Genomic DNA, 15,952 nt, shown 5'->3' on the forward strand with positions numbered 1-15,952 from the left:
TAATTAACCATCGCTATTTAACACCAAACAACCGATGTTGTTCCTCTATTAGTGCAAATTTACAACTTGTGCTTGATACTGTAAACAACGACGATTGGTTTTGGTAAAACATGATAAATAAAAGACGAGATTGCACCTAAGTGACGGTCAAATAATTGTAATTAAGCGCATAAATAATCCTGCGTTTATTATTTTAAAAACTATTATTTGCCAAGTACGCCCCGTCAAACTTTGTGCACATTTACAAATTTAGAGTTTCAAGTTTTAATAATTAAAAGTTTTTAATTACAAGTTATAAAGTAGCTTTATCGGCAGATCAATTTAATAAATGATTGCCTAATAAGCTGCAGTTATAATGACACAAGTTATAAAAACATTAAGTTAGGATTTATTAAGTATATTGAATACAACGCTTAAATAGGTTTGAGGCGCTACATAACAGTCTTTTTCAGACAGTATTGTTAAAGTGGCCAAATTAGACTCAAGGTAACCTTACAACTTATCTTGTCAAAAAAACCTACCCTTGACTGTATTCAGAATCAACTAGCAATCATTATTAGCGTTCAAAATATTAGTCTTAGCAAATACTAGCGTTAAAATGCTTATATTATACGGTGCCTACAACACCTGCATATGCTAATAACTTTAATAGACATGAACGCTTTGCCTAATAGTTATACAAAGCCTATTCCAAGATAAATTTGATTGGAATTTTTTAAAGGGATTTACACTCCTATTTGGCTTTGGATAACAACGCAACTGAAATATAAGGTTTGCAGACTTATACTTTATAGATGCTTACTTATAAATAGATAACTACTTATAAAAAGTTAATTTTATAACCTGATCATAACTTAATTATTATCTACATTTGACTTTGGAATATATTTAAAATTTGTAAGTAATAACGCGGTCTTTTTAGCTTTATTTAAGCTATCTAAGGCTACGCCGTCGATACAATTGAGAATCAAATTTTGAAAATCAAATTTCTCAATCATTTATCACGTTAAACGCTCCTATCCTAACCTTAATCATTGTGTGTCATGACAAATAGGACACACCATGAAGCGCATATTAATTAATGCTACCCATAACGAAGAAGTACGTGTTGCACTATGTAAAGGCAACCATTTATACGACTTTGATCTTGAAAATCGCACCCGCGAACAAAAGAAAGCCAATATTTATAAAGGTCACGTCACGCGTGTAGAGCCTTCACTTGAAGCTGTATTCGTTGAATACGGTTCTAAACGTCAAGGTTTTCTTCCCGTTCGCGAAATTGCTAGTGAGTATCTATCTGGTAATCCACGTGAAGAAAATATCCGTAAGCTCATCAAAGAAGGCGATGAGCTCATTGTTCAAGTCGAAAAAGAAGAGCGCGGCAACAAAGGCGCTGCTTTATCTACCTACGTCTCATTAGCAGGCCGATATCTTGTACTTATGCCGAATAACCCAAAAGGTGGCGGCATTTCCCGTCAGATTTCTGGTAAATTACGTGAAGACATGAAGCGTATGCTTGGCAATTTAGATCTACCTAAGGGCATGAGTGTCATTGTGCGTACCGCTGGTATCGGTAAAACTCAAGAAGATTTGCAACATGATTTAAATCATTTGCTCAATATCTGGAATGCCATTCAGGATCAAAACAAAAAATATGCATCTCCACGTCTGGTGCATCAAGAAGCTGGCGTGGTGACACGTGCAGTTCGTGATTATTTGCGCGATGATATCTCTGAGATTTGGATAGACAATGAAGAAGCGTTTATTGAGGCTGAAACCTTTGTAAAAGCTGTAATGCCAAAACAGGTTGATAAATTACGTAAGTACACTGATTATGAGCCCATGTTCACAAGCTTTAATGTTGAACGTCAAATAGAAACGGCTTATCAGCGTGAAGTACGTCTATTGTCTGGAGGCTCAATTGTTATCGATCAAACCGAAGCTTTGGTTTCTATTGACATTAACTCTGCTAAATCCACCAAAGGCGCCGACGTTGCCGAGACTGCTTTTCATACCAATTTAGAAGCCGCTGATGAGATTGCCCGTCAATTACGCCTACGTGATATGGGTGGTTTAATTGTTATCGATTTTATCGATATGAATGACAGTAAAAACCAAAAAGAAGTTGAAAAGCGCTTAATTGAAGCCACTAAGTACGATCGCGCCCGTGTTCAATTTGGAGATATCTCACGCTTTGGTTTGATGGAGATGAGTCGCCAGCGTCTGCGTCCTTCACTTGAAGAGTCAACAGGCTACATATGTCCTCGCTGTCATGGTAATGGCATGATTCGCGACCTGCGTTCGTTGTCGCTTTCTATCATGCGTCAAATCGAACAGACGGCTCTAAAAGAGCGTCACGGTGAAGTACAAGCCGAAGTACCTACTGATATTGCAGCGTTTTTATTGAATGAAAAACGTGAAAGTTTAGTCTACTTAGAACAGGACAGTGGCACGCGTATCACAATTTTACCGCATGCTCATCTAGAGTCACCTAACTTTAATATCCATTTTAATCATCATGGCTTTGCGCCGGCAAGTTATGAGCGGGTTACAGATACTCAGCAGCAAGAAACCAGTGGTCTTGGATATGATGTTGATTGGCAAACTGCTGATTCTGAACGTCCAGAGCAGCAGCCAACGCGCCAACCTAGACAAGATGCGGAAGATCAAAGTAAGAAAACGCAAAACAATGCATCCTCTAACAATGCATCCTCTAACAATTCAAATTTGGCTAATAGCAACTCGGCTGATAACAAACAAACGGGCGCTGTAGCTAACCCTACTTTACCGCCCTCATCAACACAGGCTACGCATCAAAACAAGGCTGAGCTTGATAATGCTAAGCCTGCGGCCGTTGCTTGGCTATCGAACTTGTTTGCGCCAACTCCGCAAGCACAAATGGCATCTACTATTAGCAGTACGGATGCGGCACAAGCCATTGAAGCAATCGTAAATTCGGGCGCTGAAAGTCGCGGCGCATTTGGTAATGTAAGCGCGGCTGCATTGACAGGGTCAGAAACAAGTACCGAAACCAAGGATCAGTCTAGCTCTGCTAGCGCGTCGACCCAAGCTAAGACGGATAGTGATAAAGATGATGACAAAGACCGTCGTCGCTCGCGTGGACGTAATCGTAACAAACATGACAAACGTAATGAGCGTCATAAATCAGATAATCGACGTCGTCATGATAAAGACAGTGATAAAAAATCAAACGATAGGCATCAAAAATCTGACACTCGCTCGGACAACCGTTCAGATAATCGTACGAATAATAAATCAAACGTACAAAGTGAATTGGGTTCAGCAGAACTTCAAAAACGTGACCCGAATAGCAAGCGTGAATCAAGAGGTCCAATACAAAGAGGTGACGCTAAACAGGTTTCCAAATCTGATCATCGTTCTGAAAATGGTTCTGAGCCTCGTTCTGAACATAAGTCTCAGCAGAATGATAAAACGAACCAATTTAAGTCTGAGCGCGCACAGACTGACAATCAGGTAGATCCAAATGAAGTAAACTTACGGGTAACAGAAGCTGAAAGCCCACTTAAAGAAGTGGAAGTGGTGCACATATCACTTGATGGCTCTAAATCTGACAAGTCTGCTAATCAAGAAAAACACAGTAGTGATAATGGTGAAGACGCTACTGAAACAGGTTCTAAAGCTGCAGATTCTAAAAATGCAGATTCTGAGCAACAAAATACCCATCAAACCGTGGATACTGATAATCAAGGTTCGCACAGTGGTGACTCTGATAAGACTGATGTACAGTCTGAGAAGTCATCTGAATCGCAAGATACTAAGTCAAAACCTCATCAAGATGACTCGCAGCAAGATCAGTCAACAGCCACATCTTCTAGTGCTACTAAAGATGACGTTTCTGAGGTTAAAGATGCTGAGGTCAAAGACGCTAATGTTGATGACAGTGAAGATACCACATCATTAACCTTCGATGTCGAGTCATTATTCGCTGATCGCTACGTTGCTGCTCAGAAGTTTGGCCAAGCTGCTAATGATCCACGCATTATTAAAGCAGCGTACCATAAAGCTTCTAAGCCGGCAGCAGAAGAGCAAGCGTCTCGAGTTACGACGATTAGCGGCTCAGTGGGTCAGTTTATACATACTCACTTAGCGCAGCCGAGTATGCGCTTGGCTAAAGATGGTGTTATTACCTGCTTCTTAGCGGCCTTAAATGCGCATAAAGAAACGTCAGGTTCAGGCGCGTCAAAATCCACTGTTAATAGGTCTAAGAGCCCTGAGGCTAAAGCACCACAGACCTTTAGTTTTGTGAATTATGGCTATCAGTCTTTGTCTCCAAGTTATTTAGAGCGCTTTGAAAAAATGACTTCTGCCGTGGCAACGCACAGTACCGAACAAGGCAAAACTGAAACTGAGAGTATGCCAGTAGGTCCACGTGCTACTAACGACCCACGCGGGCAGCATCCTGATTATACGCCTGTTGAAAATGAATCAAGTGCAAGTCAGGACAATGCGCAACAATATGTCCACGACGACGGTCAAGATGTCAGTTCTGATAAGCAAAATACGCAAATGGAGACTAAGTCATCAAGCTCTTTGGCTGAGGATGTATCAGAGGATCAAAACAAACAATCAGATGATCATCAAGCATCAAAAGAGCTTTCAGCCGCTGATGTTATGTCTGAGCTACTAAAGCTTAATGTTGGTAATTTTGTCAGTAGAGTACTTGGTACCGAGGGTAATACGCTTATTGAGTCGGGTAAAACGGAGTCTGCCTTCTTACAAGCGTTAAGCCAGCCTTGGGATGTGTTCTTAGCTGCGGTTCAATCTAACGACTCAAGCGAACCATCATCGCAAAAAGATGAACATGTTGAACAAAGCTCTGACAATCAAAGCGATGTGGATCAAAGCGTAGATCAACCTGCAGATGCGCTTACTAATGAGCCAAATGTAGAGCACGTCACTAGTGACAATGCAGAGATATTAGACGCTGCTGAGTTAGACGCTGCCGAGTTAGACGCTGATGGTCATGCTGAAACTGATCAAAGCTCCCACAGTCAACGTGCTGAGGAGCAAGAAGCATCAGAAGAGGATAATTCGAATAAGACCAGTATCGAGAGCTACAAAAGCATGATTGAGAACATCTCTGAGCAATTGCTGCCTCAAACTGGTTTGTTGAATTTGACATCACATAAAGCACCTAAATCACGAAGCCGTAAAACCAGTGATGATGATAAGCGTGATGCAGATTCAAACAGTAATAATGACGACTAATCTATGTTATTCATAAAAGATATGAGCTACCTATGATATAACTCATGTTATTAAAACGTTTAGCGCAATAAAATAGACCACTGTAAAACAGTGGTCTATTTTTATGTGTAAAGAACTTTTATATTATGTGGTAATGTTAATGAGCACCACGGGCCTTTTGAATGCCTGTCACAATAGCCAATACAACTACTCCTATGACAAACCCGATAACTCCATTAAGTAATGTCGTTGAAAGGCCTTCAAATATACCGGTTAAATGCGCAATATCCTCAACAGCATGATCTAAATATCCAATCCCATGTACAATAATACCCCCACCGACTAAGAACATAGCAATAGTACCCACTACCGATAGAAACTTCATAAGCTTTGGTGCAGCCGCCAATAAAAATTCACCTACCTTTTTCATACCTTCACTTGAATCCGGCTTTTGTAGCAAATGCAGGCCTAGGTCATCAATTTTTACAATACCCGCAACCAAACCATAAATACCAATTGTTACCCCAATAGCAAGAATGGATAGAACAAGTGTTTTGTTTAGCATGCTAGCCGCTGTAAGCGTTCCTAAGGCTATCACGATAATTTCAGCAGATAGAATAAAATCAGTTCGTATGGCCCCTTTAACTTTATTCTTTTCAAGTTCTACCAAATCCACATTACCATCCGCATTCGCCGCCATTCTCGCTTCATGCTCTTCATCATGTGGCAATAACTTTGGCCAAAATTTATGAATGACCTTTTCTGCCCCTTCAAAACACAAGAATAATCCGCCAATCATGAGTAGTGGCGTAATTAACCACGGTATGAAATAACTGATTAGTAACGCCGCTGGCACTAATATTAGCTTGTTAACAAAAGAGCCTTTCGCCACCGCCCAGACAACGGGCAATTCTCGACTTGGCTTAACACCAGTTACTTGCTCGGCATTAAGAGCCAAATCATCTCCAAGTACGCCGGCTGTCTTTTTAGCCGCCACTTTGGTCATTACTGATACGTCATCCATCAGTAAGCTGATATCGTCGAGCAACAATAATAAACTACCGCCTGCCATAAAATCTCCTCAATCGTTTAGTACTCATACTGCACCGCTATGATGAATGTAACTACTATAAAAACTACTATAAAAAAAGCTACTTTTGATCTAGTGATGATAGTTATAGGTGTTATAAACTATAAATATAGCTATTATAAATAATGATGATCAGATTGCTATTCTTCCTACAGTGTCGTTATGAGCCAAAATTTACATCTAATAATCAAAATATTTCCATGATTAATTCTTAATATTAGGTTAAAGTTTATAGTGTCGGGGCACTATTTCTATACTGCGATTGTAATTAGTTATCGAATAGAGCCTAAATAAATGATATTTACTCAAATTTTTATTTATTTTTAACGGTATTTTTCTGTCTTTTTAGTATCCAAATAAGTACGCGAATAGAGTCACAGCGCATATATTATTTGGTGAATAGCGTTTAGTGAATAGCGTTTATTGTAACGCCATTGCACATAGCTATATAAACGGTATAACAATTTTGTATGCGATACTAGGCCATTTAATAAGGAAATTTTAATGATTCATTCTCCAGACCATGCAAAAGCTCATAAATCTGATACTAAGACTCGTGGTATACAGCCGCGTCACTATTTATTAAGTGGCTTGAGCGTGCTTAGTTTAGCGATTTTAACTGCTTGTGGACAGCAACAATACGAATCAGCCGAAAGCTCATCAACGATCAGTAACGAACAGGCTGCCCCTTCTCAGCAGCGTTCCATGACAAGTAAAGCAAAACGCATGCCACCTGCGCAAAATAGAGATAGCATGGCATTGTATGCACCCGCAATCGTTGTCGAGCCATCAAGCGAAGTTAGGCCCATAAACTTGGATGAAAATGAAAACTATGCCGATATTGAACGCAATGCGGTCAATGCCACTAGTGAACAAGCTTATGCGACATTGAGCATAGATACAGATACCGGAAGCTATGCCAATGTTAGGCGTTTTCTAAACAATGGAAGCCTTCCGCCTACGGACGCCGTCAGGGTAGAAGAGCTCATTAATTATTTTAATTATGATTTTAGTAAGGCGCAAAAGCAGGGCTCAGCGCCATTTTTAGTAAGCACCGAAGTGGTTAAAGCACCTTGGCATCCAACCAATCGTATTATAAAAGTAGGTATAAAATCAGAAGATGAGACCATTGGTTCACAAATCAAACCGCCTGCAAACTTAGTGTTTTTATTAGATGTGTCAGGCTCCATGGGCTCAACTGATAAGCTTCAATTGGCCAAATCTAGCCTTAAGATGTTAACCAAACATTTAGATGCTAAAGATACGATAACCTTGATTACTTATGCAGGTAATACGGAGGTGGTATTACCACCGACGCCTGGCAATCAGTATCGAAAAATTCTTAATGCCATCGATAATTTAAACGCTCAAGGCTCTACCAACGGTGAAGCGGCTATCAATCTGGCTTATCAACAGGCTAATGAGAGCTTTAAACCTCAAGGTATTAATCGAATATTGATGCTGACAGATGGCGATTTTAACGTGGGTGTCTCCAGTGTAGATGAAATGCTAGACATCGTACGCGATAATCGCGATCGTGGTGTTTCACTATCGACACTTGGGTTTGGTCAAGGCAATTATAACGATCATATGATGGAACAAGTTGCTAATAATGGTAACGGCAACTATAGCTATATAGATAACTTATCAGAGGCTAAAAAAGTTCTCATTGATGAGATGTCAGCAACCTTTAATACCGTCGCTAAGGATGTTAAAATTCAGGTTGAATTCAACCCAGCGACTGTATCGGAGTGGCGCTTAATCGGTTATGAAAACCGAGTATTAGCAAAAGAAGATTTTAATAATGACAAAGTCGATGCAGGAGAGCTTGGCGCGGGTAAGTCTGTCGTTGCTTTATTCGAAGTCACGCCTGTTGGTGAAAAAGGGTTGTTAGAACCTAGTCGTTACCAAAATTTGGAAACATCAACGAGTAATATGACTAACAAAAAAGAGTTGGGCTTTTTAAAGATTCGCTATAAAGCACCAAATGGTGATACTTCACAGCTTATTTCATTTCCAATAGCCAACAGAACCACGGTCGCATCACCCGATACAAACTTTGCAATGGCAGTCGCAGGATATGGTCAACTACTAACGCAAAGTAAATACGTGAATGATTATAACTATGCTGACGTTGCCAATTTGGCCAAATCAGGGATAGATAGTCCCAACGACAGTACGGGAAGTCGACGTGAATTTATCAAATTAGTCGAGTTAGCATCGGCGCTGGATTAAACTAATACCTAATCTTAAAATTTAGATATCGAAGATAACGAATGCAATCGCTACAAGTGGTAGGTTCAGCGAGTTTGACAAAAATATAGTCATCGAACCACTAAACGGTTACGGTGTTAACCTCGCTAATCCTAGTGAAGTAGTACTTGCACTCGGTTGTCTTGTAACCATTTTAGACTTCTTTGACTATAGGTTATTTTTAAAAAAGGTATAATACTATCTTGGAATTCTGATTATGTTGTCTCAATCATTTGTGGTTATAAAGTCATGTCAAAAATTAATGTTTGCAATTGCGCTCATGTCAACCGTTGCAGCATTGGGATTAACTGCGTGTAACGACTCCTCAAACCCAGCTAGCACCTCTGATAGCACTTTAACCAATTCAAACACCAGTTCAAATGCTGGATTAAACGAAACTGATGCTGCTGTTGATATTGATGTTAACATTGACTCGAATGCTGATTTAAACGCTGACTTGAATGCTGGTTCGGACATAAATAGTGATGGTATGCCTCAAAAAGCTTCAACACCTGATGGCGTACTTAAGATAGATTGGTCTAAAGTTGATAAAGGCATTGAACCAGTTGATCCTAGCAGTTTCAACTATCCTTTTGAAGTAGAGAGCTCCCCTGTCAAAGCGCAAGCTTCCTTTTCTAATATCACCCCGCAGCAAGCTCAACATATTTTAACACTAGGTATGGTAAGCAATGAGCCTGTTGATGCATTATTGAATCAACTCGGTGATCGGTATCAATCTCATAGTTTTTCAGAAAAAGACGGTGTACTTAGGGTCTATACGGCGCCACATGTTGAACCCAGTCGCTTCAATTATGTTATCTCAGATGAATATGCACGGGGTTTAATACTGCCTATTGAAGTGACGTCCAATACGCAGATTAACACTGATTAGGACGCTACGTCATCGGTTGCCGTATTTTTCTTCTGATCATAATTTAACACTGGCTTTGAATTAGTAGACTGCGCACTCATTGTTACCACACCGTTATAAGTAGCGTTCGGCTCTACTTGTAAGCTTTGAGTCTTTATATTGCCCTCAACATGACCGCTTTCTTGTAAGTGAATATCTTGTGTGGTGCTATCACCATCGAGCGTACCATACACAATCAAAGCGTCTGCATTGATATCTCCTGTCACGCAGCCGCTAGTAGATATGACGACAGTTCCTTTAACGGTCACATCCCCAATAACCTTGCCATCAATTTTTATAGACTTATCGCTATTTATATTGCCCTGAATTTCACATGCATCACTGATTAGCGTATCAATACTATTTGAGCTGGTCGTAGAGGCAAAACTAATGGGATTGGCTTTACTTTGTTCTTTATCGTTGCGGTTACCGAACATTTATATTCCTTAAGGAGTTGTTTTAAATGAAATTGGTGTTAATTTTAAATGAGCAAAAGCTTGGGCAATAGCATGGCGGCGAGCATAGTCATGATCATAGTCATAAGCATAGTATTGAGCATAGATAAGAGAAATTCGTTGACCATTATTCGTCCATATCCATACCTGCTTTGACAAGCATATTTTTTTCAATCTTATTAATTAATCCTAATTATTAACCGTATTTTTTAACCCTAATAATAAACTGCATTAATCAATCGTATTAAGTAACTGGTTGTAGACTATATATTTATTAACTTGTTTGAACGGACTAACTTTAATGGACTAACTCTAACAGGTTTAGTAGAACGAACTAAATTTAAAGGAATGATATATGGTTTTTTATGGGATCAGATTTATATGGTATAAGTTATATCGTAGAATTAAGGCTGATAAATCCCTCTGGATCAAAAAATTCATTACCCTGGCGTACTTCATAATGTAAATGAGGCCCTGTAGAGCGTCCTGTAGAGCCAAGCTTACCTATGATGTCGCCCGCTTTTACTTTCTGACCCACTTTTACATCCACCTCAGATAGATGACCATATAACGTAATATAGTTGTAACCATGTTTTACCTTTACAGCCAAACCATAACCGCCTAACCTGCCTGCAGTAATTACAACCCCGTCGGCCGTGGTATTAATCGGCTGTCCGGTTGAGCCTTTGAAATCCAATCCATGATGAAATTCAGAAGATCGTCCTGTAAATGGGTTTGAGCGTTTACCAAATCTTGAGGATAAAGCACCCGTATGTGGCAATCCAAGAGGTACTTGGCGGGCTATTTTATTTAATACTTCAATTCTTTGACCATATCCTTCAATATGGCTGATATCATCATTAACAGGACCACCTTGGTGATTTCTAAGATCACTATTTTCAGTCGTTTGTTCATTTACGCGCTTGGCGGTTTGCTCTTTAATATCTTGGTCAGGTTGTTCTTGGTAGTTATCCAATGCTTCATTAGGTAACTTAACGCCGCGCTCTTCCAAATAGTCTTGTAATTTATCAACGGTCTTACCTGTTGCTTCTAAGGTACCAAGTTTTTCTTGAACTTCTTTAGATGATTGGGTCTGTAGTTTCTCAACCTCATTACGTAGCGCTAGTGAAGCTTGATACGCTTCGGCTTCGGCTTTCTTTGCGCGCTCGACCTGAATGCTTTTACTGATATTTAATCCAATGAGTATAACGATCAAAATCAAAAAGGTTATCAGGGTGCTAAATAAAGCAATGACAATTGGCTTAAACGATCTGAGCAAACGGGTATTGACGCTAATAGATTCGGTCTTATCCACATCAACGATGATAAGAGTGGTATTTCTATTAGTAGCGGATGAATGAGTCGCAGGCATGATAGAAGAGGAATTATTAGAAGCATCATTACGTTTGAACGTAAATTTTTTGAGTTTTGAGAAAGCGTTAGAGTCATGATTTGTCTTATAATTTGACATAGCTATATACCCTAATAGACTCGCTCAGATAGAAGGTGGAATATCTTAATAATTTGTAGCCATATATTAGCATCGCTTAAATTCATTTACAAATTATTACACCAAAATGTTTGAAATATTTTTTAGTTCACTGACTCGTATATTATTAATCTATTGATTTAATAGAATTAAGTTAATACGTTATTAAGTTATACTGATAATTAGTTGAGATATTTAATATTAGCTGATCCTTTGACTATTAGTTGAAATGCTGTCTATTGACTGATTAGAAAATAACAGCACGCCATAAACTAAAAAAGACAGCATCAGCTGTCTTTTAACCTTGACTACTCACTTTTAGTACGTCCGACTCGTTTGTTTATACCCTATCTAACATTTAACATATTAAGAAAAACTAGTGCAAACGCTACAAGTAATTAGTTCAGCGAGTTTGACAATGATAGGCTATCTTAAGATAAAGGTATTATTCATCAATCATCGCTAAAAACTCTGACTCATCGACCACACGAACGCCAAGCTTCTCAGCTTTGGTTAATTTAGATCCAGCTTTCTCGCCAGCCAGTAATGCAGATGTTTTGGAAGACACACTGCCAGATACTTTTGCACCCATCGCTTGTAGCTTAGCCTTAGCATCATCACGAGACATACCGCTGGCTACTAACGTGCCTGTTATCACCCACGTCTCACCATCTAGGGGTAAATTATCAGCACTCACTTTCTCAACAGGATTCCAGTGAACGCCAGCTTTTTGTAGGGCTTTAATAACCTCAACATTATGCTGCGCACGAAAAAATTCGTGAATCAACTCTGCAGTGATATGACCCACATCTGGCACCGCTTCTAGTGCTTCAATACTGGCGTCCATTAACGCGGGTAAATCACCGTAGTATTGTGCTAAGTTTTGCGCCGTTGTCTCCCCCACTCCGCGGATGCCTAGCGCATAAATAAACCGAGGCAGTGTGGTCTCTTTACTGTCTTCAATCGCACTGAGCAGATTGTTAACAGATTTTTCTCCTAATTTTTCAAAGTTAATTAGCTCGTCTTGATGCTCATGCAAATGATAAATATCGGCTACCGTTTTTACAATGTCGTGCTCAAAGAAGCTAATCAACCAGCGCTCTCCTAACCCATCAATATCCATGGCTTTACGCGAGACAAAATGAATTAAAGCTTCTTGCTGCTGAGCTGGACAAAACAGTCCTCCAGAACACCGTGCCAATGCCTCACCCTCTGGCAATACAACGGGTGAATCACATACTGGACAATGCTTAGGAAGCGTAACAGGCTGAGTATTATCAGGCCTAAGATCGTGCCACACGCTAGTGACTTTAGGAATGACATCGCCCGCCCGATGAACACTGACAGTGTCTCCGGCTCGTACATCTAACCGCTGAATTTCGCCAAAATTATGCAGCGTCACATTACTTACCGTCACCCCGCCTACTTGAACGGGCTCAAGCTTACCCACGGGTGTAATTTGACCAGTACGCCCTACTTGCCATTCAATATTATTAAGTGTCGTCATCACAGTTTCGGCAGGAAACTTGTACGCAGTTGCCCAGCGCGGCTCTCGTGACAGGTAGCCTAACTGGCTTTGTAGCGCCAAATCGTCAACCTTTATCACTGTGCCGTCTATTTCAAACGGCAGATCAGATCGAGTTTCGATAACTGATTCATAATAAGATTGCGCCTCGTCTATACTATTAACCACCTTAAATGCACTGACCGTAAACCCAATCTGTTTTAGCCACGCCAGCGCTTGCGATTGCGTAGTAATATGCTTTGGCAGGCCTTGATTCACTGAATAAGCATAAAAAGCTAATGGACGACTTGCCGCAACACTGGGATCAAGCTGTCTTAAGCTGCCCGCTGCGGCATTGCGCGGATTAGCAAATGTTTTGCTTCCCGCTTCTTCAGCAAGACGATTTAAACGTTTAAATCCCGCTTTGGGCATCAACACCTCTCCGCGTACTTCAAGGACGTCGATGTCTTTGACCGCCTTTAATAGCATGGGTATGTTACTAATGGTTTTTACATTTTGGGTAATGTCCTCACCCGTTTGCCCATCTCCACGCGTCACACCCCGTACAAATTTACCCTGATGATACTTAAGTGATACCGCAAGCCCATCAAGCTTTAGCTCCATCTCATAGGTTGGGTTTTTGTCAGACTCACTCAGACGATCATTAATACGGCGCATGAATTCTGCCAAATCGTCATAGCTAAATACATTCCCTAATGACAACATCGGAATGTCATGTTCAACTTGTGAAAAAGATGGTAATGGATCATCACCTACGTTTGCAGTAGGACTATCTGATTGAGTTAGCTCAGGATAGCGTTCTTCAAGTTCGATGAGACGCAGACGCAGTTGATCATACTCATTATCCGTTATGGTTGGTGCATCCATAACATAGTAGGCATTATTATGATAACGTACTTGAGTGATAAGGGTTCGCATTTCATCTACGATAGATTCTAGCTCATTATCTTTTGGTAAGTTTGCTTCTTTATTGGATAACTTTTTTTCAGTTGGCTTTTTATTAGAGATCTTCTTACTAGAAGTTTTTGGCATAGTTTTTGTATTCATTTTAGTCATAGCTATTGTCATCATTTTAATCTAAAGTCAGCTTATTGTGTCTTAGCAAATGTTACAAATTTTATAGCCTCTATCATACTAATGTCTGTTGATATATACACAAGTATTGAGGATTTATCTGTCACAAAGGTTATGGTATAAACTCATAAATTAACTGAGATTTTATTTAAACCTATCGTTTTATTAATTATCGTCTTACATAGAGCAATCCACATCACCTTATACAGAACTTACTCATTTTCGCTAAGTTATGTTAGATAAGTTATTTAAGATAAGGTATTTTAGATAAGTTATTTAAGAGACTTATTCTAAATACATGAATATAAACAGAATTACTCAGTGGTCAATGGTTGTATATATACATAATTTAATTTAGTGATAGACTTAAATAAAGGTTTAATCCTGTTGATTAAACTCAAGGTTTTGCAATTTATAATCTATTTATTACGTTGTGAGTATACAATCGACCTAACCTATAACTATATTGTCATTATATATCGCGCCAAAATATAGCTCCAAACACATTTATTAAATCTAATTATGCTATAAGTATTTTCATAATTATTATTATTTATATCGATACCAAATAGCCATAATCATTGATCTTAATTAAAAACCCCAATCCATAAAAAGGAATTTATGATGTACGATCTAAGCCCGCGTGGACAAGATTTCTATAATCGCGTAAAAGACTTTATCGAAACTCAAATCGCCCCTCTCGAAGCAGACCTCATTAAAGCCAGCCATAAAAATAATAATCATAGCGATTGGACTACTTGGAAATGGCCTGAGGAGTATTATACCTTACGTCAAAAAGCAAAAGACGCTGGCCTATGGAATTTATTTCTTCCTGATGATGAGCTTGGTGCGGGTCTTTCTGTTACCGACTACGCCCCCATTGCAGAGTTAACCGGTCGTAGTCTGGTCGCCCCTAATATCTTTAATTGTAATGCACCTGATAGTGGCAATATGGAGCTATTGTGGCGCTTTGGAAATAAGGAGCAAAAAGAGCGTTATTTGCAGCCACTGTTAGATGGAAAAACCCGATCAGTATTCTGTATGACAGAACCTAATGTGGCATCAAGTGATGCGACTAATATGGAAGCTACTGCCATTGTTGAAGGCGATGACATTATTCTTAATGGCCGTAAATGGTGGTCATCAGGTCTTGGCGATCCCGATGTTGATTTTATTATCTTTATGGCTCATACCCCCAATGAAAACGTTGGCCGTCATCAACAGCATTCTATGGTATTAGTACCTATTGATACTAAAGGCGTTGAGATTAAACGTATGCTACAAGTATTTGGTGATTATGATGCCCCGCATGGTCATGGTGAAGTTGAATTTAAGGATGTCCGTGTACCGGTAAGCAACTTTATTGGTGGACCTGGTATGGGCTTTATGATTGCTCAAGGGCGTTTAGGGCCTGGTCGTATTCATCACTGCATGCGCTGCATTGGCGCTGCTGAAAGAGCTTTAGAGCTTGCTGTTCATCGTGGTATGGAACGCCGAGCCTTTGGTAAAAAACTATTGATGCTTGGTGGCAATATGGAACGCATCGCTGAAGCACGCATCAAAATTGATCAGGCGCGTCTGCTCACTCTACATGCAGCCCATAAAATGGATACTGATGGAGTTATGGAAGCTTTGACCGAGATTTCAGCAATTAAGGTGGTAGCACCTAATGTGCTACAAGAAGTTGTGGACATGTCGATGCAAATTCATGGTGGTATGGGCGTATGTCAGGATACTATGCTGCCTGCATTCTATGCTCAGGCGCGTAGTTTACGATTGGCAGATGGTCCGGACGAAGTCCATAAAGGCATGATTGCTAAGCTTGAGCTTAAGCGTCATGGCTTTAGCCGCTCTAAATCTAATGATAAATAATAATTTTAGATGATAACTCACAATAATTAATCATAATTCAAAGTAATCAATAATT

The 15,952-nt window shown here is 39.7% G+C and carries 9 protein-coding genes; 4 read left to right on the top strand and 5 right to left on the bottom strand.

Annotated elements, in window-relative coordinates:
• Positions 1–1,062 precede the first annotated feature (1,062 nt).
• Entirely contained in the window at positions 1,063–5,250 is a 4,188-nt protein-coding gene (locus AC2SLP_RS00415; RefSeq protein ID WP_486534591.1) for an Rne/Rng family ribonuclease, read from the top strand.
• Positions 5,251–5,386: 136 nt separating this feature from the next.
• On the opposite strand, the gene AC2SLP_RS00420 is transcribed toward AC2SLP_RS00415, so the two are convergent.
• Positions 5,387–6,301: a DUF808 domain-containing protein gene (locus AC2SLP_RS00420; RefSeq protein WP_486534593.1), complete on the bottom strand. Its 915-nt coding sequence runs from the start codon at positions 6,299–6,301 to the stop codon at positions 5,387–5,389.
• 522 nt (positions 6,302–6,823) lie between these two features.
• Between AC2SLP_RS00420 and AC2SLP_RS00425 the strand changes: the two genes are divergently transcribed.
• Both AC2SLP_RS00425 and AC2SLP_RS00430 read left to right on the top strand, forming a co-directional pair.
• On the top strand, positions 6,824–8,554 hold the full coding sequence (locus AC2SLP_RS00425; RefSeq protein ID WP_486534594.1) for a vWA domain-containing protein: 1,731 nt from the start codon (positions 6,824–6,826) through the stop codon (positions 8,552–8,554).
• A gap of 235 nt (positions 8,555–8,789) precedes the next feature.
• Entirely contained in the window at positions 8,790–9,464 is a 675-nt protein-coding gene (locus tag AC2SLP_RS00430) for a hypothetical protein (RefSeq protein ID WP_486534596.1), read from the top strand.
• Here AC2SLP_RS00430 and AC2SLP_RS00435 read toward each other — a convergent pair.
• The 4 genes from AC2SLP_RS00435 to ligA form a co-directional block, all read right to left on the bottom strand.
• Positions 9,461–9,919, bottom strand: coding sequence for a bactofilin family protein (locus tag AC2SLP_RS00435; RefSeq protein ID WP_486534598.1), 459 nt, complete (start codon positions 9,917–9,919; stop codon positions 9,461–9,463). The genes AC2SLP_RS00430 and AC2SLP_RS00435 overlap by 4 nt on opposite strands.
• A 9-nt stretch (positions 9,920–9,928) precedes the next feature.
• The gene (locus AC2SLP_RS00440; RefSeq protein WP_486534600.1) at positions 9,929–10,096 is read right to left on the bottom strand and encodes a hypothetical protein; all 168 of its coding nucleotides are present in this window, start codon (positions 10,094–10,096) and stop codon (positions 9,929–9,931) included.
• 232 nt (positions 10,097–10,328) lie between these two features.
• Entirely contained in the window at positions 10,329–11,408 is a 1,080-nt protein-coding gene (locus AC2SLP_RS00445) for a M23 family metallopeptidase (RefSeq protein WP_486534602.1), read from the bottom strand.
• Positions 11,409–11,871: 463 nt separating this feature from the next.
• A complete protein-coding gene (gene ligA, locus AC2SLP_RS00450) occupies positions 11,872–13,869 on the bottom strand; it encodes an NAD-dependent DNA ligase LigA (protein ID WP_486534813.1) in 1,998 nt (665 codons plus the stop codon).
• A gap of 780 nt (positions 13,870–14,649) precedes the next feature.
• On the opposite strand from ligA, the gene AC2SLP_RS00455 reads away from it, so the two are divergent.
• The gene (locus AC2SLP_RS00455) at positions 14,650–15,897 is read left to right on the top strand and encodes an acyl-CoA dehydrogenase family protein (RefSeq protein WP_486534814.1); all 1,248 of its coding nucleotides are present in this window, start codon (positions 14,650–14,652) and stop codon (positions 15,895–15,897) included.
• Positions 15,898–15,952: the final 55 nt, after the last annotated feature.

This window comes from Psychrobacter sp. CX21, assembly GCF_057396255.1.